Origin of the sequence: Xanthobacter aminoxidans (assembly GCF_023571765.1) — a bacterium.
Lineage (GTDB): Bacteria > Pseudomonadota > Alphaproteobacteria > Rhizobiales > Xanthobacteraceae > Xanthobacter > Xanthobacter aminoxidans.
Window position 1 is genome coordinate 1 of the sequence record NZ_JAMJXC010000022.1, and the last position, 22,886, is coordinate 22,886.

General features: G+C 67.6%; 28 protein-coding genes and 1 tRNA gene. 21 read left to right on the plus strand and 8 right to left on the minus strand.

Annotated elements, in window-relative coordinates; translation table 11 throughout:
• The first annotated feature begins 218 nt into the window (after window positions 1-218).
• The 6 genes from EJ105_RS23565 (at window position 219) to EJ105_RS23590 (ending at window position 2,929) form a co-directional block, all read left to right on the plus strand.
• Window positions 219-473, plus strand: coding sequence for a hypothetical protein (locus tag EJ105_RS23565; protein ID WP_250168246.1), 255 nt, complete (start codon window positions 219-221; stop codon window positions 471-473).
• Window positions 474-553: 80 nt separating this feature from the next.
• Window positions 554-1,741: a peptidoglycan-binding protein gene (locus tag EJ105_RS23570; RefSeq protein WP_250168247.1), complete on the plus strand. Its 1,188-nt coding sequence runs from the start codon at window positions 554-556 to the stop codon at window positions 1,739-1,741.
• Window positions 1,738-1,971 carry a hypothetical protein gene (locus EJ105_RS23575; RefSeq protein WP_250168248.1) on the plus strand — a complete coding sequence of 78 codons (234 nt, stop codon included), beginning with the start codon at window positions 1,738-1,740 and terminating at the stop codon, window positions 1,969-1,971. The genes EJ105_RS23570 and EJ105_RS23575 overlap by 4 nt, the downstream gene beginning before the upstream one ends.
• Window positions 1,968-2,369: a hypothetical protein gene (locus EJ105_RS23580; protein ID WP_250168249.1), complete on the plus strand. Its 402-nt coding sequence runs from the start codon at window positions 1,968-1,970 to the stop codon at window positions 2,367-2,369. Before EJ105_RS23575 ends, EJ105_RS23580 begins: the two co-directional genes overlap by 4 nt.
• Before the next feature lie 13 nt (window positions 2,370-2,382).
• Window positions 2,383-2,574: a hypothetical protein gene (locus tag EJ105_RS23585; protein ID WP_250168250.1), complete on the plus strand. Its 192-nt coding sequence runs from the start codon at window positions 2,383-2,385 to the stop codon at window positions 2,572-2,574.
• A 25-nt stretch (window positions 2,575-2,599) separates the two neighbouring features.
• Window positions 2,600-2,929, plus strand: coding sequence for a hypothetical protein (locus tag EJ105_RS23590; protein WP_250168251.1), 330 nt, complete (start codon window positions 2,600-2,602; stop codon window positions 2,927-2,929).
• Between the two features lie 102 nt (window positions 2,930-3,031).
• Here the strand turns inward: EJ105_RS23590 and EJ105_RS23595 are convergent, their stop codons facing one another.
• Window positions 3,032-3,550: a YfbU family protein gene (locus tag EJ105_RS23595; RefSeq protein ID WP_250168252.1), complete on the minus strand. Its 519-nt coding sequence runs from the start codon at window positions 3,548-3,550 to the stop codon at window positions 3,032-3,034.
• A gap of 227 nt (window positions 3,551-3,777) precedes the next feature.
• Between EJ105_RS23595 and EJ105_RS23600 the strand changes: the two genes are divergently transcribed.
• Window positions 3,778-4,008 carry a hypothetical protein gene (locus EJ105_RS23600; protein ID WP_250168253.1) on the plus strand — a complete coding sequence of 77 codons (231 nt, stop codon included), beginning with the start codon at window positions 3,778-3,780 and terminating at the stop codon, window positions 4,006-4,008.
• 1 nt (window position 4,009) lies between these two features.
• Here EJ105_RS23600 and EJ105_RS23605 read toward each other — a convergent pair whose 3' ends face one another.
• Complete coding sequence (locus EJ105_RS23605) at window positions 4,010-5,266, minus strand: tyrosine-type recombinase/integrase (protein WP_250168254.1); 1,257 nt, start codon at window positions 5,264-5,266, stop codon at window positions 4,010-4,012.
• 161 nt (window positions 5,267-5,427) lie between these two features.
• A tRNA-Ser gene (locus EJ105_RS23610) sits at window positions 5,428-5,517 on the minus strand.
• A gap of 351 nt (window positions 5,518-5,868) precedes the next feature.
• Between EJ105_RS23610 and EJ105_RS23615 the strand changes: the two genes are divergently transcribed.
• The 6 genes from EJ105_RS23615 (at window position 5,869) to EJ105_RS23640 (ending at window position 12,069) form a co-directional block, all read left to right on the plus strand.
• Window positions 5,869-6,729, plus strand: a complete 861-nt coding sequence (locus EJ105_RS23615; protein ID WP_081837709.1) for a septal ring lytic transglycosylase RlpA family protein — start codon at window positions 5,869-5,871, stop codon at window positions 6,727-6,729.
• A 183-nt stretch (window positions 6,730-6,912) separates the two neighbouring features.
• A complete protein-coding gene (locus EJ105_RS23620) occupies window positions 6,913-8,151 on the plus strand; it encodes a D-alanyl-D-alanine carboxypeptidase family protein (RefSeq protein WP_250168255.1) in 1,239 nt (412 codons plus the stop codon).
• On the plus strand, window positions 8,148-8,828 hold the full coding sequence (gene tmk, locus EJ105_RS23625; RefSeq protein WP_250168256.1) for a dTMP kinase: 681 nt from the start codon (window positions 8,148-8,150) through the stop codon (window positions 8,826-8,828). The genes EJ105_RS23620 and tmk overlap by 4 nt, the downstream gene beginning before the upstream one ends.
• Entirely contained in the window at window positions 8,825-9,856 is a 1,032-nt protein-coding gene (locus EJ105_RS23630) for a DNA polymerase III subunit delta' (protein WP_029558437.1), read from the plus strand. Before tmk ends, EJ105_RS23630 begins: the two co-directional genes overlap by 4 nt.
• Window positions 9,857-9,914: 58 nt before the next feature.
• Window positions 9,915-11,468: a methionine--tRNA ligase gene (gene metG, locus EJ105_RS23635; protein ID WP_250168257.1), complete on the plus strand. Its 1,554-nt coding sequence runs from the start codon at window positions 9,915-9,917 to the stop codon at window positions 11,466-11,468.
• 100 nt (window positions 11,469-11,568) lie between these two features.
• Window positions 11,569-12,069: a hypothetical protein gene (locus tag EJ105_RS23640; RefSeq protein ID WP_250168258.1), complete on the plus strand. Its 501-nt coding sequence runs from the start codon at window positions 11,569-11,571 to the stop codon at window positions 12,067-12,069.
• A 9-nt stretch (window positions 12,070-12,078) separates the two neighbouring features.
• Here the strand turns inward: EJ105_RS23640 and EJ105_RS23645 are convergent, their stop codons facing one another.
• Window positions 12,079-12,675 (minus strand): biotin transporter BioY, encoded by a 597-nt coding sequence (locus EJ105_RS23645; RefSeq protein ID WP_250168259.1) that lies wholly within the window; start codon window positions 12,673-12,675, stop codon window positions 12,079-12,081.
• Between the two features lie 151 nt (window positions 12,676-12,826).
• Here EJ105_RS23645 and EJ105_RS23650 point away from each other — a divergent pair, with 151 nt between their 5' ends.
• The 3 genes from EJ105_RS23650 to EJ105_RS23660 all read left to right on the plus strand — a co-directional run bounded on the left by EJ105_RS23650 (window position 12,827) and on the right by EJ105_RS23660 (window position 15,551).
• Window positions 12,827-13,603 carry a TatD family hydrolase gene (locus tag EJ105_RS23650; protein ID WP_250168260.1) on the plus strand — a complete coding sequence of 259 codons (777 nt, stop codon included), beginning with the start codon at window positions 12,827-12,829 and terminating at the stop codon, window positions 13,601-13,603.
• Between the two features lie 32 nt (window positions 13,604-13,635).
• A complete protein-coding gene (locus tag EJ105_RS23655) occupies window positions 13,636-14,175 on the plus strand; it encodes a CoA-binding protein (protein WP_250168261.1) in 540 nt (179 codons plus the stop codon).
• A gap of 71 nt (window positions 14,176-14,246) precedes the next feature.
• Complete coding sequence (locus tag EJ105_RS23660; RefSeq protein WP_024279124.1) at window positions 14,247-15,551, plus strand: O-acetylhomoserine aminocarboxypropyltransferase; 1,305 nt, start codon at window positions 14,247-14,249, stop codon at window positions 15,549-15,551.
• Window positions 15,552-15,624: 73 nt separating this feature from the next.
• Here the strand turns inward: EJ105_RS23660 and EJ105_RS23665 are convergent, their stop codons facing one another.
• Window positions 15,625-16,524 carry a LysR family transcriptional regulator gene (locus EJ105_RS23665; RefSeq protein WP_250168262.1) on the minus strand — a complete coding sequence of 300 codons (900 nt, stop codon included), beginning with the start codon at window positions 16,522-16,524 and terminating at the stop codon, window positions 15,625-15,627.
• 97 nt (window positions 16,525-16,621) lie between these two features.
• Between EJ105_RS23665 and EJ105_RS23670 the strand changes: the two genes are divergently transcribed.
• Both EJ105_RS23670 and EJ105_RS23675 read left to right on the plus strand, forming a co-directional pair.
• Window positions 16,622-17,062 (plus strand): CidA/LrgA family protein, encoded by a 441-nt coding sequence (locus EJ105_RS23670; RefSeq protein WP_029558445.1) that lies wholly within the window; start codon window positions 16,622-16,624, stop codon window positions 17,060-17,062.
• Window positions 17,049-17,744 (plus strand): LrgB family protein, encoded by a 696-nt coding sequence (locus tag EJ105_RS23675; protein WP_029558446.1) that lies wholly within the window; start codon window positions 17,049-17,051, stop codon window positions 17,742-17,744. Before EJ105_RS23670 ends, EJ105_RS23675 begins: the two co-directional genes overlap by 14 nt.
• Here the strand turns inward: EJ105_RS23675 and EJ105_RS23680 are convergent.
• Entirely contained in the window at window positions 17,741-18,823 is a 1,083-nt protein-coding gene (locus EJ105_RS23680) for a COX15/CtaA family protein (RefSeq protein WP_250168263.1), read from the minus strand. The genes EJ105_RS23675 and EJ105_RS23680 overlap by 4 nt on opposite strands.
• Window positions 18,824-18,967: 144 nt before the next feature.
• Between EJ105_RS23680 and EJ105_RS23685 the strand changes: the two genes are divergently transcribed.
• Window positions 18,968-19,177, plus strand: a complete 210-nt coding sequence (locus EJ105_RS23685) for a DUF2842 domain-containing protein (protein WP_024279119.1) — start codon at window positions 18,968-18,970, stop codon at window positions 19,175-19,177.
• A 125-nt stretch (window positions 19,178-19,302) separates the two neighbouring features.
• Here EJ105_RS23685 and EJ105_RS23690 read toward each other — a convergent pair whose 3' ends face one another.
• A complete protein-coding gene (locus EJ105_RS23690) occupies window positions 19,303-20,772 on the minus strand; it encodes a hypothetical protein (RefSeq protein WP_250168264.1) in 1,470 nt (489 codons plus the stop codon).
• Window positions 20,773-20,855: 83 nt separating this feature from the next.
• Window positions 20,856-21,680, minus strand: coding sequence for an enoyl-CoA hydratase (locus tag EJ105_RS23695; RefSeq protein ID WP_394042761.1), 825 nt, complete (start codon window positions 21,678-21,680; stop codon window positions 20,856-20,858).
• A gap of 99 nt (window positions 21,681-21,779) precedes the next feature.
• Here EJ105_RS23695 and EJ105_RS23700 point away from each other — a divergent pair, with 99 nt between their 5' ends.
• Window positions 21,780-22,226, plus strand: coding sequence for a PaaI family thioesterase (locus EJ105_RS23700; RefSeq protein WP_250168299.1), 447 nt, complete (start codon window positions 21,780-21,782; stop codon window positions 22,224-22,226).
• A 198-nt stretch (window positions 22,227-22,424) separates the two neighbouring features.
• Complete coding sequence (gene rplM / locus EJ105_RS23705; RefSeq protein ID WP_024279114.1) at window positions 22,425-22,886, plus strand: 50S ribosomal protein L13; 462 nt, start codon at window positions 22,425-22,427, stop codon at window positions 22,884-22,886.

Below are 22,886 nucleotides of genomic sequence, written 5' to 3' on the forward strand. Positions count from 1 at the left end.
GGTGCGACCATCGACACACCCTTTGGCCCGTCCCCCGTCACCGCGCCCCTGCCGGGCTACCACGTCAACGTCCTATGGTGGGGCGCCGAGCCGCCCGACTTCGGCGCGGCTGTGGTGAAGCCGGACACGCCGGCCAGCGTCTTCGCAGCCTGAGCTGAAAGCAGAAACATGCCCCCACAAGTCCCGGGCCACTACGATGGCAAGATCTGGCGTCCAGCGTGTCGATCTCGGGCAGCGGCACCAATGCCGCTGCCACCGCGACGGTGACGGGTGTGGGGACGCCGGTTGCGCTGACCGGCTTCCCTGGCCCGAACAACATCGTGTTCGGCGGCTATGTCGGGGCGAGCTACCAGTATTCCGCCCCGGAGATCTTCGGCGCGCTGGTCTACAACAGGGCGCTCACGGCGGCAGAGCTGACGCAGGTCCAAGCTCGCATGAGCGCGCTCTTCGCCGCTTACGGCGTGCCCCTCTGATCCGGGCGCTGTCCCGCACACAACCTGCCATCGGCCGCCTTCGGGCGGCCTTTTCTTTTCCAGCAACCGAGAGGTGCCCCATGGCACGCAATGTCTACCGTTTCGAGGATCTGCACGACGAGTATGCTCAGAGCTGGGCTGACGTGCAGATCAACAAGAAGGACATGGCGCGCGTCACCGCTGCGGCGAAACTCGTGCTCGCCGGCAAGGCGCAGTACATCGCCGCCGGAACGCCGCGGGGCGTGCCCTGGTGGGTGGTCGGCGTCTGGCACTGGCGCGAAAGCACCTGCGATTTCGCCGGCGTTCTCCACAACGGCGAGAAGATCATCGGCACCGGCCGCAAGACGAAGCTGAAGCCGGTGGGCCGCGGGCCGTTCGACAGCTGGCCCGAGGCGGCCAATGACGCGCTGCTCATCAAGGGCCTGAACCCCGGCTCGCCGGTTTGGACCCCGGCGATGTTCCAGTTCCAGTCGGAGCGGTTCAACGGCATGGGGTACCGGATGCGCGGCCTCCCCAGCGCCTACCTGTACGCCGGCACCAACCTGTATCGGGGCGGCAAGTTCGTTGAAGATGGCGTCTTCGACCGGTCGGTCTGGGACAAGCAGCTCGGCGTGGTCGCCATCGTCAAGCGTCTCATGGAACTCGACGACAGTGTGCGCTTCGTCGACGAGGCGGATGTCATCGAACACGCGTCCGATGACCGCGTGCTCACCGCCGAGGAAATCGACCCGGACGACGGTCTGTCGGAGGATGAGATCAAGGCCATCCAGACGCTGCTGCGGTCCAAGGGCATTCACCGGGTTGGCCTGATCGACGGCAAGTGGGGCAAGGACACCGTTGGCGCGCTGGCGGCCTTCCAGTCGGCCGCCGGACTGCCGGTTACGGTCACCGTCGACCGCGCCTGGGTGGACAAGACCACCATCGCCGCGCTTGCGACGGCGCCGCAGTCGGAGGTGGGGGAGGAGCGAGCCAAGACGACCGCCAGCGACCTCCGCAAGGCCGGCGACCCGGTTGCGAAGGCGAGCTTCCTCAACAAGGTCTATTCGGCTGTCGCCGGCTTCTTCGCCCTGATCTTCGGCGCGGCGCAGGAGAGCGGCACGGCGGTGGGGTACCTGTCGCCGATGCGCGAGTTCGTCACGGACGTGCCTCCGGTCGTGTGGTTCGGCGCTGTAGCGGCTGTTGCGGCCGTGATCTGGTGGCAGGCCAACCGAACCGAGAGCGCCGCCGTCGCCAACGTGCGGGACGGTCGCGATGCGGGGCCGGCATGAGCATCACCATCTCCATCGGCTGGTGGCTGCTGCCGGCCATCATCACCGCCGCGGCCTTCGGGGCTGCATGGCTTATCGAGAGCCGCGACCGCAAGCGGGCTCCCCGGGGCGGGGATTACAACTTCAGCGGGCTGTGGTCTGGGCTGTTCGCCGGCATCCTGTACGGCGCGGCGGCGATTGTCTCGCTGATCGCGTGGCTGGTGTGGGCGCTTTTCGGGGGCGCCGCATGATCGCCGGCGCCCTCGCCATCCTCTCCAGCGGCTGGGCTTCAGCCCTCGCCCTCGGCTGGCTCGTGCCGGCCGCTGCGGCGGCGGTGTCCTTCATCGCAACCAAGTTCCTCGGCGGCGACTGGTGGCTGGCCCTCGTGCTCGCCTCCGGCGCCGCCGGGTTCGTCTTCATCTGGGCGCGCTTCGGCCTCCGGGTCGCGCTCGCCGAGGCCGCGGCCGTCGCCGCCTACGTCCTCTATTACCTCGGGGAGCGCCACGGCGCCGCCCGTCAGGCTGCCAAGGAGAAAGCCGATGCCGTCCGCCGGGCCGTCGCGCGCGAGCGCACGATCGAAGAGGTGCGCCACCTTCCTGACGCTGAGCTGCGCCGCCGTGCTCGTCGCTGGGTGCGCGACGACGGGTAGCGGCACCGCGCCCGTGGTGGACTGCCGCGGGCGCGAGGCGATCCCCATCACCGAGTGGCAGGCCGACCATGAGGACCCGACGATCCTCGCGCCCAAGGTCGCCCACAACGAGAACCTGGAGCGCGAGTGCGGCGTTAAGGCTCCAAACCCGAGCGGCCAAGCGAAGGCAAAGGCCGCGGTGAAGAAGAGGGGCGAGCGTGGCTGATCTGCCCCCGGGGCCCGGATCCTTCATGGGGCTCGACCCATCCCATCTTCTGGCCGGCGGCATCGGCGGCCTCGTGCGGTCCCTCGCCAACCCTGGAGGATCGGTCATGCGGCATATCTCAACCGCGATCGTGGGCACCGCAGTGGCAGGCTATGTCACGCCGGTGGCCGCCAGCGTTGCCCAGCGCTACCTCGCTGTTCCCGATGTCCCCGCGGCATCGATGGGCGGCATGGTCGCGTTTGTCCTTGGGCTCACTGGAATGTCGCTCTGCGACATCCTGCTGAAGTGGGCGAGGCGATGGCGGGATGGACCGCCGCCCCCTTTCCCGCCCCTGCCGCCTGACACGCTTCAGTGAACCGCCGGGGCGCCGGCGGGAGGCGGCTCCGGCCGCCGATCTCCATGGGCGTTCCCAACTGGCCCCGCTCTCCTTCGGGAGGGCGGGGCATTTTTGGCGTTATCAGGGTTGTTTGAAAATCTTCTTCAGGTCGTCGACCGAAAGTAGATCGTGGTGGCCAATTCCTCGTAGCCGTCGCAGTGTCTCTCTATGCCGATCGATGCTTGCGCTACTATGCGAGTTCAAAGAACGCCCTTTGAATTCACCAAAGCGATTCATTTCCTCAACGATGAATGTAGCTACACCGTAGTGGTCGTCATTGTTTCCATCGAAGCCGTCAAACTTGATCCATGACTCATCTCCAACGTCCGCTATCAATGCACCCCGTTCAGATTTGCTAAGGCCATCTACCGACCGCTCGATCCTGAGCCATGCGTTCATTATGTCAGTGGTCTCTTTCACCACGGATGGGTCGCAGCTATCCTCTGACAGCCATCCGTGGTCCCATGTTATCGCCCATTCGTTGTTCGATAGAGCCGCCGATTTGACGAAGGACGGGTCGATTTCTGAATGCCCCCCGACCTTCTCCAAGACCTCTGCAAGCATGACGACGATCAGACGCTCGGCTGGAGAAAATTTCACGGAACCCTCCCTGCTGTCTTCGTATGCTGGTACAACTAGCAGTTGGAATTCCGGATGGGCAAGGACGGAACAGCGCCGTCCCCGCGTCGGCGCCACATCGAGTGGCGAACAAGACGAGAAGGCCACTCTTGTTCTCATTCCGTTCTCATATTATCCAGTTGCCGATGGAAGAGCGGTCCACCATCGAGACGCTTGGGTAGGCCTACACGATCGGCTGGGGCGTGCGCATGCGGTGCGCCGCCGGCAAGCAGATGGGGATGAAGCGGATCCCGGAGTGCGAGTTCAAGACCAACCTCGACATGATGACGCTGGTCGCCACGCGCGGCCGTGACTTCCCGATCGCGCGCCTGGCAGATCGGCTCCGCTGCCCACGCTGCGGCTCCCGGCGGGTGGCGGTCTTCTTCGACGTGCCGATGGACTTCTCGTCCGTGCGGGCGCTGCCCACCCGCAGGCTGTAGATCAGCGGCGAGCGCCCTTCAGCAGCTCGGCGGCCGGCGGCAGCCCGTCCAGCAGCAGGTCGGCCCATTCCTGCAGCAGCTCGCGCCGGCGATCGAGGTACCGGGCCCGGTTATAGGCGGCCGCCACTTTGTTCTCCGGCACGTGGGCCAGCACCATCTCGATCACCGCGCGGTCGGCCGGCTGCCGCTCGTTCATGATGGTGGAGAAGGTGGCCCGCCAGCCGTGCGGCACGTGGCGCTGGTTATAGCCGGCCCGGTTCAGCAGGTAGCCCATGGCGTTCTCGCTCATCGGGCGCGTGGGGAATCGGGCGTTGGGGAACACCATGGGCCCGCGGCCGGTCACGCGGCGGATGGTGTCGATCACCTCCATTGCCTGTCGGGAGAGCGGCACCAGATGGTCGCGGGATGCGTCGAGCTTATGCTCGACCTTCAGCTTCATCCGCTCGGCCGGCACCTGCCAGACCGGCTCCTTCTCGTCCAAATGCTCGAGCTCCGTCCACGGCAGGCCCGCGATGACGCCCGGGCGGACGGCGGTCAGCGCGAGGAGCCGCAGCGCAAGCTTCGTCACTGGATGCGCCGGCACGCTCTCGGCAGCCTTCAGCACCTCGCGGGCCTCCTCGATGGTGACGACTGCCGGCTGGCGCCCGCGGCGGATCGGCTTCAGCGCGCCCATCACCACCAGCACCGGATTGGTCTCGACCATCCCCATGCCAGCGGCGAAGGTGAACACGGCGGAGATGCGCTGGCAGACACGGTGCGCGGTCTCGATCGCCGGGCGGGCCTCGATCTTCCGGGCCAGAGACAGAACGTCCTGCGGCCTGAGGTCCGCGATCAGCCGGGAGCCGATGAAGGGGAACACGTCGCGCTCCAGGCTGCCGATCACGTCGGCGGCGTGGCGCTTCGACCAGATGTCCTTGTTCACATCGAACCATCCGCGGGCGAGCGTCTCGAACCGGTCGTCTGGGTTCTGCCTCTCCCGGCGCTGCGCCTTCAGTTCCTCGCCCGGGTCGCGCCCGGACTTCAGGTTGGCCTTGGCCTCGTCACGCATCCGGCGGGCCTCGGCGAGGCTCACTGCGGGATATGCTCCGAAGGAGAGCAGTTTCTCCCGCCCGCGGATCTCATAGCGCATGCGCCACAGGCGCGCACCGGTCGGAGAAACAACGAGATGGAGCCCTCGACCATCGGCCATCTTCAGCGGGCGGTCACCCGTCGGCTTGGCCGCGCGGACGGCGGCGTCTGTCAGCAGTCCATTTGCCATGCGATACCCGGTTTTCTGGGAAACGGGCCGGGTATGAAGTACCCGACTTCGCAAGCATGGAATAATCAGGAGTTGGAATGCAATAGGACGCGCACAACCGATGGCGACAGAACGTGTTGGACTGCAAAAGTGAAAGTTGGAAAGAGTTGGAAGAGTTGTATTGGCGGAAGGGGTGGGATTCGAACCCACGGTGGAGTTGCCCCCACGGCGGTTTTCAAGACCGCTGCCTTAAACCACTCGGCCACCCTTCCAGGCCCGCTCGCGGGGCGGACGCTTGATGGTCCCATCTAGAACACGTGCGCGGGCGCGTCGAGAGGGGTGGGCGCGGGAGGAGGGGACAGGGGGCGCGAGACGGCCTGCGGGGCGCCCGACAAGGCTGTCCAAGGTATCATGATGGGCGGCAATATTGCCGTTTGTTAACCATGGCCGCAGCTGCGCCCCATTTTTGCCGTCATTGGACCCCCTGTTGACGGAATCTGCCGGGGTCCATGCCGATCGCGGCACGGTGCGTTCTGTCTCTGCCGGCGGCAGCAAAAGCGGGGAACCGGGCACGGATGATGACGGGATCGGCGAGGACGCAGCGGAACAGGATCGGTCACCTCATGCGCGCCGTCACCGGCGCGGGGGCAGCGCCATCCATCCGGGGCGTGCGAACCGTGGCCGTTCTCTCCTCCCTGATCGCCATCGCCGGCTGCGGCTCGGTCGAATCCCTCGGCAGCAAGATCGATCCCATCTGGGGCGTCTCCACCAGCCCGCGCGTGGTTGCGGAGGGTGATCCCGTGCCGCGCGGCGGCGGCAACTACAAGGTGGGCAAGCCCTACACCATCGGCGGGCGCACCTATGTGCCGGCCGAGAACCCCAATTACATGGCCGAGGGCACGGCCTCCTGGTACGGCAAGGATTTCCACGGCCGCAAGACCGCCAATGGCGAGATCTTCGACATGGGCTCCATCTCCGCCGCCCACAAGACGCTGCCCATGCCGTCCTATGTGCGGGTCACGAACCTGTCCAACGACCGCTCCATCGTGGTGCGCATCAACAATCGCGGACCCTATGTGGGCGATCGCCTGATCGACGTCTCCTACAAGACCGCCGAGCTGCTCGGCTTCGCCCAGAAGGGCATGACCAAGGTCCGCGTGCAGTATCTCGGCCGCGCGCCGCTGGATGACGACGACGACATTAAGCTCGCTTCCACCCTGCGCACCGACGGCACCCCGGCGGACCTGATCGAGGGCTCTCCGGTGCGCGTCGCCTCCGCAAAGCCGTTCGTGCCGGAAGGCCCGCCGCTGCGTCGTGTCGCCGCTTCGGCGCCGCCGTCGGACGAGGCGCCGGTGCCGCCGTCGCGGCCCTATGATCTCGGCCAGACCAGCGGTTCGGGCCAGGTGGTGGCCAGCGCGGGCTGGTCGCAGGGCGCCGCGCCCGTCTCCGGCCTCGGTTTCGCCGGGGTGCCGGGAGAGCGCTGAGTCTCCGGGCGTTGATCCGGCTCGGCGCACACCCGAGCTGAAGATATCCCCCCAACTCGATTCCCCAAGGGCTTTACCCGGAGCCGGCGCTTCGCGATGATCCGGCCGAATGGGACGTCGTGCCCCGAAGCCGCGCCGCGGCAGGGAGCGGCGCCGTCCGCGTGCCGTATCCGGTGGAGCCAGATGTCCGTGTCCTCCCGCTTCGCCTCCCGTCTTGTTCGCGCTCTCGCTTTTCCGGCCATCGCGCTGGCGCTGCTCGGCGTGCTGACCGCCCCCCGTCCCGCCGCAGCCCAGCCGGCGCAGGGCTTCCAGACCTCCGTTCCGTCCGCCGTGCTGATCGATTTCGAGACCGGCACGATTCTCTACGAGAAGGACGCCGACAAGCGCTTTGCCCCCGGCACGCTGGTGAAGGTGATGACAGCGGATGTGGTCTTCTCCCAGCTCAAGGCCGGCAAGATCGCCCTCGACACGCCCTTCACGGTGAGCGTGAACGCCTGGAAGCGCGGCGGCGGCCCCTCGGGCGGCGCGGCCATGTTCGCCGAGGTGAACAAGCCGGCCCCCGTGGGCGAGCTGCTGGCCGGCGCGCTGGTGGTCTCGGGCAATGACGCGGCCATCGCCCTGGCCGAAGGCGTCGCCAATACCGAGAGTGAGTTTTCCCAGATGATGAATGCCGAGGCGAAGTCCATCGGCATGGCGAATTCCGAGTTCCACAACGCCACGGGCTTCGCCGATCCCGGTCAGGTCTCCACGGCCCGCGACCTCGGCCTGCTCGCCGCCCATGTCATCCGCACCTATCCCACCTATTACCCTGTGTTCGCCCGCCCCAACATCGAGTGGAGCCGCATCAAGCAGCGCAATCGCAACGTGCTGCTGGACGCGGGCATCGGCGCCGATGGCCTTCAGGTGGGCTGGGTGAAGGATGTGGGCTACCACGCCCTCGGCTCGGCTGTGCAAAACGGTCAGCGCCTCATCGTCGCCACCCTCGGCGCGAAGAGCGAGAAGGAACGGCTGGAGGAGACCCGCAAGCTGCTGGAATGGGGCTTCCAGTCCTTCCGCCAGCGGCAGATCTTCACGGCCGATCAGGAGATCGGCCGCGCCCAGGTGTTCGGCGGCACGCAGGGCTCTGTCGGGCTCGTGGCGAAGGGGGCGGTTTCCATCCTCACGCCGCGTTCGGGCAACGAGCGCGTCACCGCCAAGGTGGTCTACACCGGGCCGCTGCGCGCACCGGTGGCGAAGGGCACGGAGGTGGGCCGCATGCAGGTCACGCGTGGGCAGGTGAAGGCGCTGGAAATTCCGCTCTACACCGCCGAGGACGTGCCCGTGGGCTCGCTGACGGATCGCGCCCTCGATGGCGGCATGACGCTGATGGGCGACGGCGTGCGCGATCTCTTCAAGAAGGTGCTGGCGAAGGTCGGCAAATGAGCGGACGCTTCATCACCCTCGAAGGCGGGGAGGGCACCGGCAAGTCCACCCAGGCGCGGCGGCTGGCGCAGCATCTGCGCGGCCTCGGGCTCGACGTGGTAGAGACGCGCGAGCCCGGCGGCACGCCCGGTGCGGAAGCGCTGCGCCATGTCATCCTCTCCGGCGCCGCCGAGCCCCTCGGGCCGGCGGCGGAGGCGCTGCTGTTCGCCGCTGCGCGGGCCGATCATGTGGCGGGCCTGATCGCGCCTTCGCTGGAGGCGGGCCAGATCGTGGTGTGCGACCGCTTCATCGATTCCACCCGCGTCTATCAGGGCGCGGTCGGCGCCGTGGACCCGAGCCTTCTTGATTCCCTTGAGGCGCTTTCGGTTGGCACCGTGCGCCCGGACCTCACCCTCGTGCTCGACGTGCCGCCCGAGATCGGCCTTGCCCGTGCCGCGCGACGCGCGGCGGGCGCGGCGGCGGACCGGTTCGAGAAGGAGGGCGGCGATTATCACGCCGCGGTGCGCGCCGCCTTCCTCGCGCGGGCACAGGCGGAGCCGGCGCGCTGCGCCCTCATCGATGCCTCGGCCGATGCCGATGCGGTCGCCGCCGCCATCGCCGACGTGGTGGCGGCCCGCCTCGGGCTGGGTGCCCAAGACCTCGCAGGGGCCCAAGCGATCGCAGGCGCGGGCGCATGAGCACGGAGATCGCCGGCGACGTTCTGCCGGGTGCGCCGCATCCGCGTGAGCAGGATCGCTTATTCGGCCATGCGGCGGTGGAGGCGGACCTGCTCGGCGATTTCCGCGCCGGGCGCCTGCCCCATGCCTTGCTCATCGGCGGGCCGGAGGGCATCGGCAAGGCGACGCTCGCCTATCGCCTCGCCCGTGTGGTGCTGGCCGGCGGCCCGGAGGCTGGCGCCCATGATTTGAGCCTGTCGCCGAGCCACCCGGTGTTCCGGCAGGTGGCCTCCATGAGCCATCCCGACATGCTGGTGCTGCGCCGCGCGCCGGAGGCGGGGGAAGAGAAGATCCCCACCATCATCCCGGCTGAGATGGTGCGCCGGGTGCGCAGCTTCTTCGGCGCCACGGCGGCCGCCGGCGGCTGGCGGGTGTGCATCGTCGATGCGGTGGACGAGCTGAACGCCTTCGGCGCCAATGCCTTGCTGAAGACGCTGGAGGAGCCGCCGCCGCGCGCGCTGTTCCTGCTCATCACCCACGCTCCCGGCAAGGTGCTGGCCACCATCCGCTCGCGCTCGCGCCTGCTGCGGCTGAGGGCGCTGGGAGAGGGCGACGTGCTGGCGGCGCTGGACCATCTCTCCACCGAGATCGGCGACCTCAACGCCGCCGAGCTTCCGGCCGCCGCGCAGGCCTCCGGCGGCAGCGTGCGGCGCGCTTTGACGCTGGCGCGGGGGGAGGGGATGGAGGTGCGCCTCGCCACCCTCAAGGCGCTGGATCAGCTGCCCCGGCCCCGCCCGGAAGACCTGCATGCGCTGGGCACGCGGCTTCAGGGCGACCGGGCCGACGGGCTCGATCTCTTCGTCGAGGCGGTGAGCGACTATGTGGCCGCGCAGGCCACGCACGCGGACGTGCCCCGCCATCGCCTTGTCCGCCTCGGCGAGGTGTGGGAGAAGGTGCGGCGCAGCGCGACCGAGGCGGATGTCTTCAATCTCGATCGCAAGGCGCTGGTGTTCCGCATCTTTGCCGATCTGGCCGAGGCCGTGCGCTGAAGCTGCCGCAAGCTGAAGCCGCAGTCCCGGGGGTCGGGGAAATCGTCCGAGCCTTCCGATGTCCGTCAAGCCGCCGTTCTACATCACCACCGCCATCTCCTACCCCAATGGCGTGCCCCACATGGGCCATGCCTACGAGGCGATCGCGACCGACTGCATGGCGCGGTTCAAGCGGCTCGACGGCTATGACGTGCGCTTCCTCACCGGCACGGACGAGCACGGAATCAAGATGCTGCAGACCGCGCAGCGCGCCGGCGTGACCACCCGCGAGCTGCTCGAGCGAAACGTTCCCCGCTTCCAGGCGATGGTGGAGACCTTCAACCTCTCCAACGACGACTTCATCCGCACCACGGAGGAGCGGCACCGCATTTCCACGCAGGCCATCTGGGAAAAGATGGCGGCGAATGGGGATATCTACAAATCCACGTATGCAGGCTGGTATTCCATCCGGGATGAAGCCTACTACGCGGAAAGTGAGACAACACTGAACGACGCCGGTGTCCGGCTCGGCCCACAGGGGACGCCCGTGGAATGGGTGGAGGAGGAGAGCTACTTCTTCCGCCTCTCGGCCTATCAGGACCGACTGCTCACTTACTATGCCGAAAACCCGGGGTTTATAGCGCCTGACACCCGCCGAAACGAGGTTGTCAGTTTCGTGTCGGGTGGCCTTCAGGACCTCTCCATCTCCCGCACTACCTTCGACTGGGGCATCCCCGTTCCAGGTGATCCCAAGCACATCATGTATGTGTGGGTGGACGCGCTGACGAACTACATCACCGCGCTCGGGTATCCGAACGTGGATGGCGACTTCGCGAAGTACTGGCCGGCGGACGTGCATGTCATCGGCAAGGACATCATTCGCTTCCACGCGGTGTACTGGCCGGCATTTCTCTGGTCCGCCGGGCTGGAGGCGCCGAAGCGCGTGTTCGGCCATGGCTTTCTCTTCAACCGCGGAGAGAAGATGTCGAAATCGGTCGGCAACGTGATCGACCCGTTCGACCTTGCTGCGACCTATGGTGTTGATGCCATTCGATATTTCTTCCTGCGAGAGGTGGCGTTCGGCCAGGATGGCTCCTACAGCCACGAGGCCATCGTCAACCGTATCAACGCCGACCTCGCCAACGACCTGGGCAACCTCGCCCAGCGCTCGCTGTCGATGATCTCCAAGAATCTCAATGGCTTGGTGCCAACTCCCGGCCCCCTGTCCCCGGAGGACGAGGCCATGCTCGCCCTCGCCGGCGGGATGCTCGAAAAGAGCCGCGAGGCCATGGAGGCGCAGGCTATCCACTTGTATCTCAACGCAGTTTGGGCCGTGGTCGCGGAAGCCAACCGCTACTTCGCTGCCCAGGCCCCCTGGGCCCTGCGCAAGACCGATCCCGCCCGCATGGAGACGGTGCTCTGGGTCACCGCCGAGGTGATCCGGCAGGTGGGCATCATGGTCCAGCCGGTGATGCCGGAGAGCGCCGCCAAGTTGTTGGATCTGGTGGCGATTCCCGTCGCGGAGCGGGGCTTCGACCGGCTCGCTCCGGCCTTCCGCCTGCCCGCCGGCCTGGCCCTGCCGACCCCTGTTGGCGTGTTCCCGCGCTATGTGGAGCCGGAAGCCGCCACCTGAGCCTGGAATGGGCGGGAACCGGAAATATCTTAACCTTGCTAGGGTTTTGTAGTTTACAGCAGGCGGGGCTGGGGGAACTGGAGCGGTGGGAATGACGGGCGTGAGATGGGTTTCGATGGCCGCGGTGGCGCTGGCACTGGCCGGCTGCTCCAGCAGCTACGACCGCGCTCCGGCGCCTTCTCCCAACTATGATCCCATCCCCCCGGCCATGCCGACTCAGATGCCCCCGCCGGTGCCGGAAGGCCCCGCCGTGCCGCGCATCGAGGTGAAGCTCGCCGGCGCCGACGCCACCCTCGTGCGCGCCCGCATCGCGACGTCACGGCGTGCCCGCCAGTACAACATCACGGTCGATCAGCCGGCCCAACTCATTGCCGAAAAACGCCTTCCGCCTGATGAGGCGATGAAGCGCACCAACGGCCAGAGCCAGGATGCGGCCTTCCGGCTGGACTACATCTTCAACACCTCGGGCGGGAACGTCACGGTGTCGCTGGAAGCCTCCATCGTCACCAATCCCGGCCGCCCCGGCGAGCGCGTGCAGCCCATCACCATGCCCGCCCCGGACGCGGACGCCCTTAAGGAAGAGATCAGCGCGGCCCAGTAGCCGCGCGACTCACTGCTGGCGCGGAGTGCCGGCGAGGCGCTCCACGGCGATGACAGTGGCGAGCGCAGCGACGGTCTTCACCACGGCACCGGGGATGAAGGGCAGGAAGCCCTTCTCCAGCGCCAGCATGGGGCCGACCTTGGTGGCGAGCCACCCGGCGCCCATGACCATCAGCACCAGATGCCCAAGGGCGAGCGCGCCGAAGAGCGGCAGCGGCCGAAGCCGCGCCCAGTTTTCCTGCAGCCAGCCCACCAGCAGCGCCGTGACGAGAAAGCCGACGACGAAGCCGCCGGAGGTACCGGTGAGCATGGCGAGCCCGCTCCGTCCGCCCGAGAACACCGGCAGTCCCATCAATCCGGCCAGCAGATAGATCGCGACGGTGAGCCCGCCGAATTGCCAGCCCATGAGGGCGGCAAGCGAGATGAGCACATAGCTCTGCAGCGTGATGGGCACCGGCTGGATGGGGATGGACAGCTGGGCGCTCCAGGCCAGCAGGGCCACGCCCACGACGAGCAAGGCAATCGCCCAGACGTTGGACGCATCAGCGAGCCGAGCCAAAGCGGGGCGGAACGGGGGCTGGGTCTTGAGCATGAAGGGTCTCGCCATGGGACGAGCCGGCCCGGCCCGTGTCGGCCCCCGCGATACCTTTGCCGGAGCAGTCCGGCAAGGCCCGGCCGTGCGCTGTGCGCATGGCCCGGCGCCTCGACGGGGAGGGCCGATGCGCTTATGTGAAGCGCGGAACGTCCGTAGGATCATCATGCTCGTCGACAGCCACTGCCATCTCGATTTCCCCGATTTCGCCGCCGAGCTGCCGGACGTGGTGGCGCGCGCCGAGGCGGCTGGCGTCTCCCATCTCGTCACCATTTCCACGCGGGTGCGCCGCTTCAACGAGATCCTTGCCATCGCCGAGCGGTTCGACAGCGTGAGCTGTTCCGTGGGGACCCACCCCCATCAGGCGGGTGAGGAAACGGATGTCACGGTGAAGGACCTGGTGGACCTCTCCCGCCATCCCAAGGTGGTGGCCATCGGCGAGGTGGGGCTGGACTATCACTACGACCTCGGGCCGCGCGAGGCGCAGGAGCAGGGCTTCCGCACCCACATCGCGGCGTCGCGCGAGACCGGCCTGCCGCTGGTGATTCACGCCCGCGAGGCGGATGAGGACGTGGCCGCCATTCTCGAGGAGGAGAGCGCGAGGGGCGCCTTTCCCTTCCTGCTGCATTGCTTCACCGCCGGGCCGGAGCTTGCCCGCCGGGCGCTGGCGCTGGGCGGCTACATCTCCTTCTCCGGCGTCGTGACCTTCAAGAAGAGCGAGGATTTGCGCGCCATCGCCTGCGATGTGCCGGCCGACCGCATTCTGGTGGAGACCGATTCCCCGTTCCTCGCGCCGATTCCCCATCGCGGTAAGCGCAACGAGCCCTCCTTCGTGCGCGAGACGGCGAAGGTGCTGGCCGAGGCGCGGGGCGAGCCCTTCGAGACCTTCGCCGCCGCAACCACCCGGAATTTCTACACCTTGTTTTCCAAGGCCAGGCGCTGAATCGTCCGGCGCTGAACGAGGGAGGAGACGTGGTGAACCACGATCGCTACGACGACGCCTATATCCGCTCGGTCCTCTCCGAGGTGAAGACGATCGCCATTGTCGGCGCCAGCGCCAATGCGGCGCGGCCGTCCTATTTCGTGATGAAGTACCTGTCCGAGCGCGGATATCGCGTCTATCCGGTCAATCCGGGGCAGGCGGGCAAGACCGTGGTGGGGCTCACCTTCGTCGCGACGCTGAAGGATGTGCCTGAGGCCATCGACATGGTGGACGTGTTCCGCGCGCCCGAGCATGTGCCCGCCGTTCTCGACGAGGTGCTGGCGCTCGATCCCCTCCCAAAGGTGTTCTGGACCCAGCTTGGCGTCCGCAACGACGAGGCCGCCGCCCGCGCCGAGGCCGCCGGTCTCAAGGTGGTGATGAACCGCTGCCCGAAGATCGAATATGGCCGCCTTTCCGGCGAGATCGGCTGGACCGGCGTCAATTCCCGCACCATCTCCGCCCGCCGCCCCCAGCGGCTGGGCAGCGGGGTGCAGCGGCTTTCCATCGCACCGCGTGGACCGAAATCAATCTAATCGGTAGAAGTACGGAATTATCTATCGAAGCCCGCCGGCATAGAAGGTTGGCACTGACGGAGAAAGCGCCCATGTCCGACGACAAGACCCCCGCCGCCCCGCACGAGCCGGGTTTCGCGACCCTCGCCATTCACGCCGGTGCCCAGCCGGACCCCACCACGGGCGCACGGGCGACGCCGATCTATCAGACCACCTCGTTCGTGTTCGATGACGTGGATCATGCGGCCTCTTTGTTCGGCCTGCAGGCGTTCGGCAACATCTACACCCGCATCACCAACCCGACCAATGCGGTGCTGGAAGAGCGCGTCGCGGCGCTGGAGGGTGGCACGGCGGCCCTTGCTGTCGCGTCCGGCCATGCGGCCCAGCATCTGGTGTTCCACACGCTTCTGACGCCAGGTGACGAGTTCATCGCCTCGCGCAAGCTCTATGGCGGCTCGATCAACCAGTTCTCCCACGCCTTCAAGAGCTTCGGCTGGAACGTGGTGTGGGCGGACCCGGACGATGTGTCCTCGTTCGAGCGGGCGGTGACGCCGAAGACCAAGGCGATCTTCATCGAATCCATCGCCAATCCGGGCGGCGTGGTGACCGATGTCGCGGCCATCTCCGCCATCGCCAAGAAGGCGGGCGTGCCGCTCATCGTCGACAACACCCTGGCGACGCCCTACCTCTGGCAGCCCATCAAGGACGGTGCCGACATCGTCGTGCATTCGGCCACCAAGTTCCTGGGCGGCCATGGCAATTCCATCGGCGGCGTGATCGTGGATGCGGGCACGTTCGACTGGTCGGCCTCGGGCCGCTACCCCTTCCTGACCGAGCCGCGGCCGGAATATTCCGGCATGGTGCTGCACGAGACCTTCGGCAATTTCGCCTTCGCCATCGCCGCCCGCGTGCTGGGCCTGCGCGACCTCGGGCCGGCGCTGTCGCCCTTCAATGCCTTCCTGATCCTCACCGGCATCGAGACGCTTGCCCTGCGCATGCAGCGGCATAGCGAGAATGCGCTGAAGGTGGCGCAGTGGCTCGCCGCGCACCCCAAGGTGTCCTGGGTGAGCTATCCCGGCCTTGCGACCGACAAGTATCATGCCCTGGCGCAGAAATACCTGCCCAAGGGCGCCGGCGCGGTGTTCACCTTCGGCCTCAAGGGCGGTTATGAGGCGGGCGTCAAGCTGGTGTCGAACGTCGAGCTGTTCTCGCATCTCGCCAACATCGGCGACACCCGATCGCTCATCATCCATCCCGCCTCCACGACCCATCGCCAGCTGACCGACGACGGCAAGACGGCGGCGGGCGCTGGGCCGGAGGTGGTGCGCCTGTCCATCGGCATCGAGGACGTGGCGGACATCATCGGCGACCTCGATCAGGCGCTAGCCAAGATCTGATCTGGGCGAAGATCTGATCTTCGATCCGCGCGGGCTCCCAAGGGCCCGCGCGGTTTTTATAGGGGGATGACGTTCAGCCGGACGGACCGTCCCCGTCGCCATAGACCTCCCGCGTCAGTTCCAGCCAGGCGCGGGCGGCGTGGGAGAGGTAGCTGCCCTTCCGCCAGACGATGGCCATGTGCCATTCGGTGCCGGGCTCGGCGAGTTCCGACAAGCGCACCGCCGGCGTGCGGCGCTGGTAGGCGATGGTTTTGGGCAGGAAGGCGACGCCGAGGCCCGCGCCCGCAATCTCCACGATGAAGTCGATCTGCCCGCTGCGTGCGGCGATCTGCGGCGCGAAACCGTTGCGGGCGCAGGCATCCCCCAGCACCTGATTGAGCGCGAATCCGCCCTCGAACAGGATGAAGGGGAAGCCCGCGAGATCAGCCATGGTCACCTGCTCCCGACCCGCCAGAGGGTGGCTCACCGGCAAGACGGCCATCAGCGGCTCGCACCGCACGCCCTGCCCGTCGAACCCCTCCTTGGCGGGGAGCAGGGAGCCGGCCAGCTCCACCTCGCCCTCGATCAGCATTTCCTCCAGCCGCTTCGAGCCGTGCTCGGTGAGGCGGATCTCGATGCCGGGATAGCGGGAGCGGAAGACGGCGAACAAAGGCGCAAACAGCGTGCTCGCCCCAAGCGGCGGCAGGCCGAGGCGCAGGCTGCCGCGCCTGAGGCCTCTCAGATCTTCCAGCTCGGCGACGAGGCCTTCGCGCTCGGCCAGCAAGGTTAAAGCGCGGCGGTAGACGATCTCCCCCGCGGCGGTGAGCTGGCTGCGATGGCCGATGCGGTCGAGCAGGGGAACGCCGAGTTCGTCCTCCAGCTGCTTCACGGCCTTGGAAATGGTGGGTTGGGTGGCATTGAGCACTTTGGCGGCCGGCGAGAAGCCGCCCTGCCGCACCACCTCCACGAAGGCCCTGAGCGTCCGAAGTTCCATATGATGCCTATATGGAATGGTCTTTATGCAATCAATTCATTTTCATCATGCTGCGGTGCATACTATCTTACTGGCATCGGCACTGGAGGTGCCAGCCATGTCCCAGAATCGCTCTGCCCCCAATCACTTGCTTCGTACCGTCCGCCTCGCGCTGCATCGCAGCATGATTGCTCAACTCGCCGTGCTCGCCGGTTTCTGGATGGCGGGAGAGGGCGTGGTGCGGCTGGTGAAGCTGCCGGTGCCGGGTGGCATCGTGGGGATGGTCGTGGTGCTGGCGCTCCTGGCGAGCGGCTGGCTGCGCCCGGCCAGCGTGCGGCGCGGGGCGTCCTGGCTGCTGGCGGAGATGCTGCTGTTCTTCGTCCCCGCCGTCATGGCCGTGCTCGACCACAAGGAGCTCATCGGCCTCGACGGACTGAAGATCGCCGCGGTGATCCTGCTCGGCACGGTCACGGTCATGGGTGGCACCGCGCTCGCCGTCGATCTGTGCTGGCGCTGGACCCAGCGTCTGTCGGGGGAGGCGCGCCATGTGGATGCATAACCCCCTGTTCGCCGCACTGTTCTGGTCGGCCGTTACCATCGGCTCGTATCTTGCGGCGCGGGCGATCGGCCGGCGCTGGCGGTTCTGGTGGACCTCGCCGCTGTTGCTCACGCCCATCGGCGTCGGTGCCGTGGCGCTCAGCCTGCACGCCGGCTACGGCGAGTACATCGCCGGCACCCGCTGGCTGCTGCTGATGATGGGGCCGGCGACGGTCGCCTTCGCCATCCCCATCTATGAGCAGCGCGCGCTCATCCGCCGCTATTGGCCGGTGCTGCTGGTCGGTGTCGCGGTGGGGAGCACCCTGGCCATGGGGACGGCGCTGGCCCTCGCGCATCTTCTGGGACTGAGCGATTCCATCGGCCTCAGCCTGATGCCGCGCTCCACCTCCACCCCCTTCGCCATGGTGGTCTCCGGCGACATCGGCGGCGTGCCCGACCTCACCGCCGTGTTCGTCATCCTCACCGGCATCTGCGGTGCGGCCTTGGGCGAGGTGGTTCTGAAGGTGATGCCGCTGCGCTCCTCGCTGGCCCGCGGCGCCCTGTTCGGCATGGGCGCCCACGGTGCCGGCGTCGCCCGGGCACACCAGATCGGCGGGGAGGAAGGCTCCATCGCCGGTCTCGTGATGGTGCTGGCGGGCCTCTTCAACGTGATGATCGCGCCGCTCGTCGCGGCGCTGGTCTAGGCGGCGGCGGTCACGGCCTTCGCGGCCTCGGGCGCACCGAGGCCGCTCACATGCACCACGGCGAAGATCAGGACGATGGTCGCCCCGAACTGATGCGCCAAAGCGATATCGATGGGCACCTGATGGATCAGCGTCAGGATGCCCAGCGTCGCCTGCGCGGTCACCAGCGCGAACAGAATCCACGCTCGCTTCGCCGCCCGCCCACCATCCCGCATGGCATCGAGCGCGTGGACGAGCGCCAGCGCCCAGAGGGCGTAGGCCACCATGCGGTGATCGAATTGCACCGTCAGCGCATTCTCGAACAGGTTGCGCCAGAACGGCGACATGGCGCCGAGCTGTTCGGCGGCGGGGATGAAGTGGCCGTCCATGAGGGGCCAGGTGTTGTAGGCCATGCCGGCATCAAGCCCGGCCACCAGTCCGCCGGCGAAGATCTGCACCAGCACGAGGGCCACCAGCACGCGCGCCGTCAGCCGCGCGCGGCCCGTCACCGCCTGCCGCGCCTCGCCGGAGAGCGATCGCGCGACGGCGACGATGGCGGCGAGGATGATGCAGGCGAGGGTCAGATGAACCGCGAGGCGATACTGGCTGACAGAGACCCGCTCCGTGAGCCCCGACGCCACCATCCACCAGCCGACGACACCCTGCAGCCCGCCGAGGGCGAACAGCCCGAGGCACTTCACCAGCAGTGATCCGCGCAGCACGCCGCGGAAGGCGAAATAGAGGAAGGGCAGGAAGAAGGCGAAGCCGATGACCCGGCCGAGCAGCCGGTGGCCCCATTCCCACCAATAGATGCGCTTGAACGCCTCCAGCCCCATGCCCTTGTTGAGGATTTCGTACTGGGGAATGGCCTTGTAGCGGTCGAATTCCGCCTGCCAGTCGCCCTGCGACATGGGGGGCAGGGCGCCGGTGACAGGCTTCCACTCGGTGATGGAGAGGCCGGATTCGGTGAGGCGCGTCGCGCCGCCCACGACGACCATGGCCACGATCAGCGCTGCGACGAAATAGAGCCAGATGCGGACGGCCTTGATCCCGGGGCGGGGGCGGTCGGCGATCAGGGGTGCGGCTTCGGCGTGCGACATGTGTTTTCGGCTCCGCGTGCGCGGTCTTGCTGCGTGGCCCCCCGGATCGATCCGTTATAGAGAGCCTGTGTGCCGCGCAAGGGAGCGGGTGCCGCATACCGCTTCGGCACGCAGGCCCTCCTCGTAGCCAGGGAGTGATCGCGAATGCCCCAACGCCTGCGCAAGCTTATCGGTACGGTCCTGATGCTGGTGCTGGTCGTCGTCTGGGCGCTGATGGCCATGGCGTTGGCACAGGGGCGGGTGACCGAGCTGCACTGGGCGCTTCAGACCGTCTGCTACGTGCTTCTGGGAAGCCTGTGGGTTCTCCCGGCGGCTCTCATCATTCGCTGGATGGAGCGTCCGGATAAAAAATGAGGCGACACAGTCTCTTGCGCCCGTTTCTTTAGGCTTCAGGCGAGCATTCACCCCACTTGGTTGAGGGCGAAACGCAAAAAGGCCCGGCTGGGCCGGGCCTCTGTCGCGCGATAGCGAAGGGTGGATCAGGCCGCGCCAGCGAGCCGTTCGGGCATTTGCGGCGGCTCGATATCCTGGGCGTCAAGGGAAGGCACGGCGAGGTGATCCTCGCTCTCCGGCGCCTCTTCCACGGTCCGGCCGGAGGCGAGGCAGAGCATCACCACCCGACCGAATTTCTTCTCCGCGAGGGCGTCGAAGGTTTCGACGGCGGCCGTCGGCGGTGCATCATCCGCATTCAGGCAGACAACGAGGGGATCAAGGCCGGCGATGCGTCGCCCGCCGCGGGCCGCCGACAGGCTGGGGGCGGCGACCACCACATAGTCATAAGTCCGCTTGAGAGCTTCCAGCACCAGGGCCAGCCGTTCCGCGCCCACCACGGCAGAGCCGGAGAGCACGTCCCGGCCGGGCGGGATCACATGGGCCCGGGAGCGGGCGTCCCGATGGATGGTCTCGCCGAAGCCAGCGACGCCGAACAGGAGTTCGCTCATGCCCGGCGCCCATGGGTCGGACACGAGGGCGGCGAGGCTCTCGGCGCTGCCATCCAACGCCACCAGAGCCACCCCGGCATCCTCCGACAGGCGACGGGCCAGGGAGACGGCGCAGGTGGCGGAGGCCTCGGGCAGGTCGTCGGAGGTGAGCAGAATCAGGCGCGTCGACCCGCGCGAGGTTGCGAGATGGGCGGCGAGGCGCGCGACCGCTGCATCCGCATCGAGGCCGGCGCCTTCCGGGCCACCGATCCAGGTGATGCGGTGGCTGTCATTGAGCTCGACCGGAAGGACGGCGCCATCCACCATGCCTTCGGCTTCCGCCGGGCGGTTCACGGTGCGTCGCGCAATGACCAGCAAGGCAGCGACGGCCGCGAGCAACCCGAGGGCGAGCGGGCCGGGCGGCTGGGGCACGAAGGCGGCACGCCCGGCCTCGCCCCGGCGTGCCGCCGGCAGCAGGGAGGGCTCCTCCTGCGTCTCGCGCGTGGCGCGATCGAGGGAGAGGAAGGCGGAGACGTAGGCATCGGCCGCCCGCACGGCGAGGCCAGGCGTTGCCGCGGTGACGGTAAGGCGCAACGCGCGCCCGCCCTGGGCCGGCGACACCTCCAGATTTTCCATGAGGCGCCACGCGGCGGCGACGCTCTCGGAGCGTCCTTCGGTGCCAGCGCGGGTGATGCCCAGCCATCCGGTCAGGCCCCCGGCGGCGATGCGGCGCACGTCATCATCCGGCAGTTGGCGCACGGCGTCATAGGCCAATTCCCGCGAGCCCAGCATCTGCGCCACGCCGCGCATGGCGCCGGCGGGCGGCTGGGTGCCCACCTCGAACGCGAGGGTGGTGGTGGCGGAGAAGCGCAGCGGCAGGAAGCTGGCGAGTGCAATGAGGGCGAAGACGATCCACGCGGCCTGCCAGATGCCCGGGCGCCACGCCAGCCGCGCACGCCGAAGCCCGACATCGGGCCCCGCCGTGTCGGTCTGCGTCATTCCAAGGTGCGTCGTCTCCAGATGAGACATGCGCGGCCCTCCCGCGACTCGGACGCAAGACGCGCCAGTCTCACCCAGAGAGCCAGATCATGGTTTATGGAGTGTAAACGGGGCTACCTGTCTTCCCACACGGCTGCACGCTTTGCGAGGACCGCCGAGATGCCCTCGTCCGCATCGCGCGCCAGCATGTTCTCCGCCATGACGCGGGAGGCGTAGGCATAGGCGTCGTCGAGGCCCAGCTCGACCTGCGCGTAGAAGGCGGCCTTGCCGAGCTTCACCGGCACCTGCGACTTGTCCGCGATCTTGCGGGCGAGGGCCTGCGCCGTCGCCAGTGCCTCGCCGGCCGGCACGACGCGGTTGACGAGGCCCATGCGCAAGGCGTCGTCCGCCTCGGTCCAGTCGCCGAGCAGAAGCATCTCCATGGCGTGCTTGCGCGAGAGGTTGCGCGAGAGCGCCACCATGGGCGTGTGGCAGAACAGGCCGATATTGACGCCCGGCGTGCAGAAGCGCGCCTTGTCTCCGGCGACCGCGAGGTCGCAGCTCGCCACCAGCTGGCAACCGGCGGCCGTCGCCATGCCCTCGACCGCCGCGATCACCGGCTGGGGCAGGCGGACGATGGCCGTCATCAGCGTGGCGCAGCGCTTCAGCACATCCTCGAAATAGGCGCGGCCGCGGTCCGGGTCGGAGCGATGGGACTGGATCTCCTTCAGATCATGCCCTGCGGAATAGACCGGCCCTTCCGCCGCCAGCACCACGGCGCGCGCGGAGGAATCCGCCGCCACCTCAGCCAGCGCCGCCGTGAGCGCCGCCATCATCGCCTCGGACAGGGAATTGCGCTGTGCCGGCCGCGACAGGGTGAGCGTCACCACGCCCGCATCGTCGGAGCGGGAGACCGGGGCGGGGAGCGGGGCGTTCACGGCGGCGGCAGTTGCGGGCACGGTATTTCCCTTGGTGTTTCCGGATTTGACGTTCCGGCCGCTATCCTATTCACAAGCGTCGGCCGGCGCGAGCCGGGGCAGGGAAGGGGAATGGACGGGATGACTGCGGCGCGCGATGCGGTGATGACGGTGAAGGATCTGGAGACCTTCCTCGCGGCCGAGTTCCCGCAAGCCTTCGGCCCGGGCCGAGCGCACCATGTGGAGCGCGTGGGCCTGAAGACCGCGACGGTGCGGCTGGATGCCGACGAGAGCCATCTGCGGCCGGGCGGCACCATTTCCGGTCCGGCCATGATGGCGCTGGCGGATGTGGCGGTCTATGTGGCGCTCCTGGCGCAGATCGGGCCCGTCGCGCTCGCGGTCACGACGAATCTCTCCATCAACTTCCTGCGCAAGCCGGCCCCGGGCCCGCTCTTCGGTGATGCGCGCATCATCAAGCTGGGCAAGCGTCTCGCGGTTGGGGAGGTAGGCATTCGGGGGCCGGGGGACGACGAACTGGTCGCTCACTGCGTCGCCACCTATTCGATCCCGGATCGGCCGAAGGCCTGATCGACGCCAAGGCAATGCGAAAACGCGGGAATTTTGATGGTGCTATTACACCATTTTTATAACTGTTTGTTTTTGCGTATGTTTTGGCGTCCCGAATGCGTTGACGTGCGCGCTGTGCTCCTCTAGAAGCACCCCATCGTCGGACGCCGTTCGGTCCTCATGGGCTGGGCCGTCCGACTTCTCATTCGGAATGATCCCATGACGACGTATTCGGCCAAGCCCGCCGAAATCGAGAAGAAGTGGGTGGTGATCGACGCCAGCGGCCTTGTTGTCGGCCGGCTCGCGACCATCATCGCCATGCGCCTGAAGGGCAAGCACCTGCCCATCTACACCCCCCACGTGGATTGCGGCGACAACGTCGTCGTGGTCAACGCCGAGAAGGCGGTGTTCACGGGCCGCAAGAAGGACCAGAAGGTCTACTACCATCACACCGGCTATGCGGGCGGCATCAAGGAACGCACCGCGAAGTTCATTCTCGAGGGCCGCTTCCCGGAGCGCGTCATCGAGAAGGCGGTGGAGCGCATGCTCGCCCGCGGCCCGCTCGGCCGCAAGATCATGGGCAACCTGCGCGTCTACAAGGGCCCTGCCCACCCGCACGAGGCCCAGCAGCCGGTCGCCCTCGACGTGGCGGCTCTCAACCGCAAGAACGTGAGGAACTGA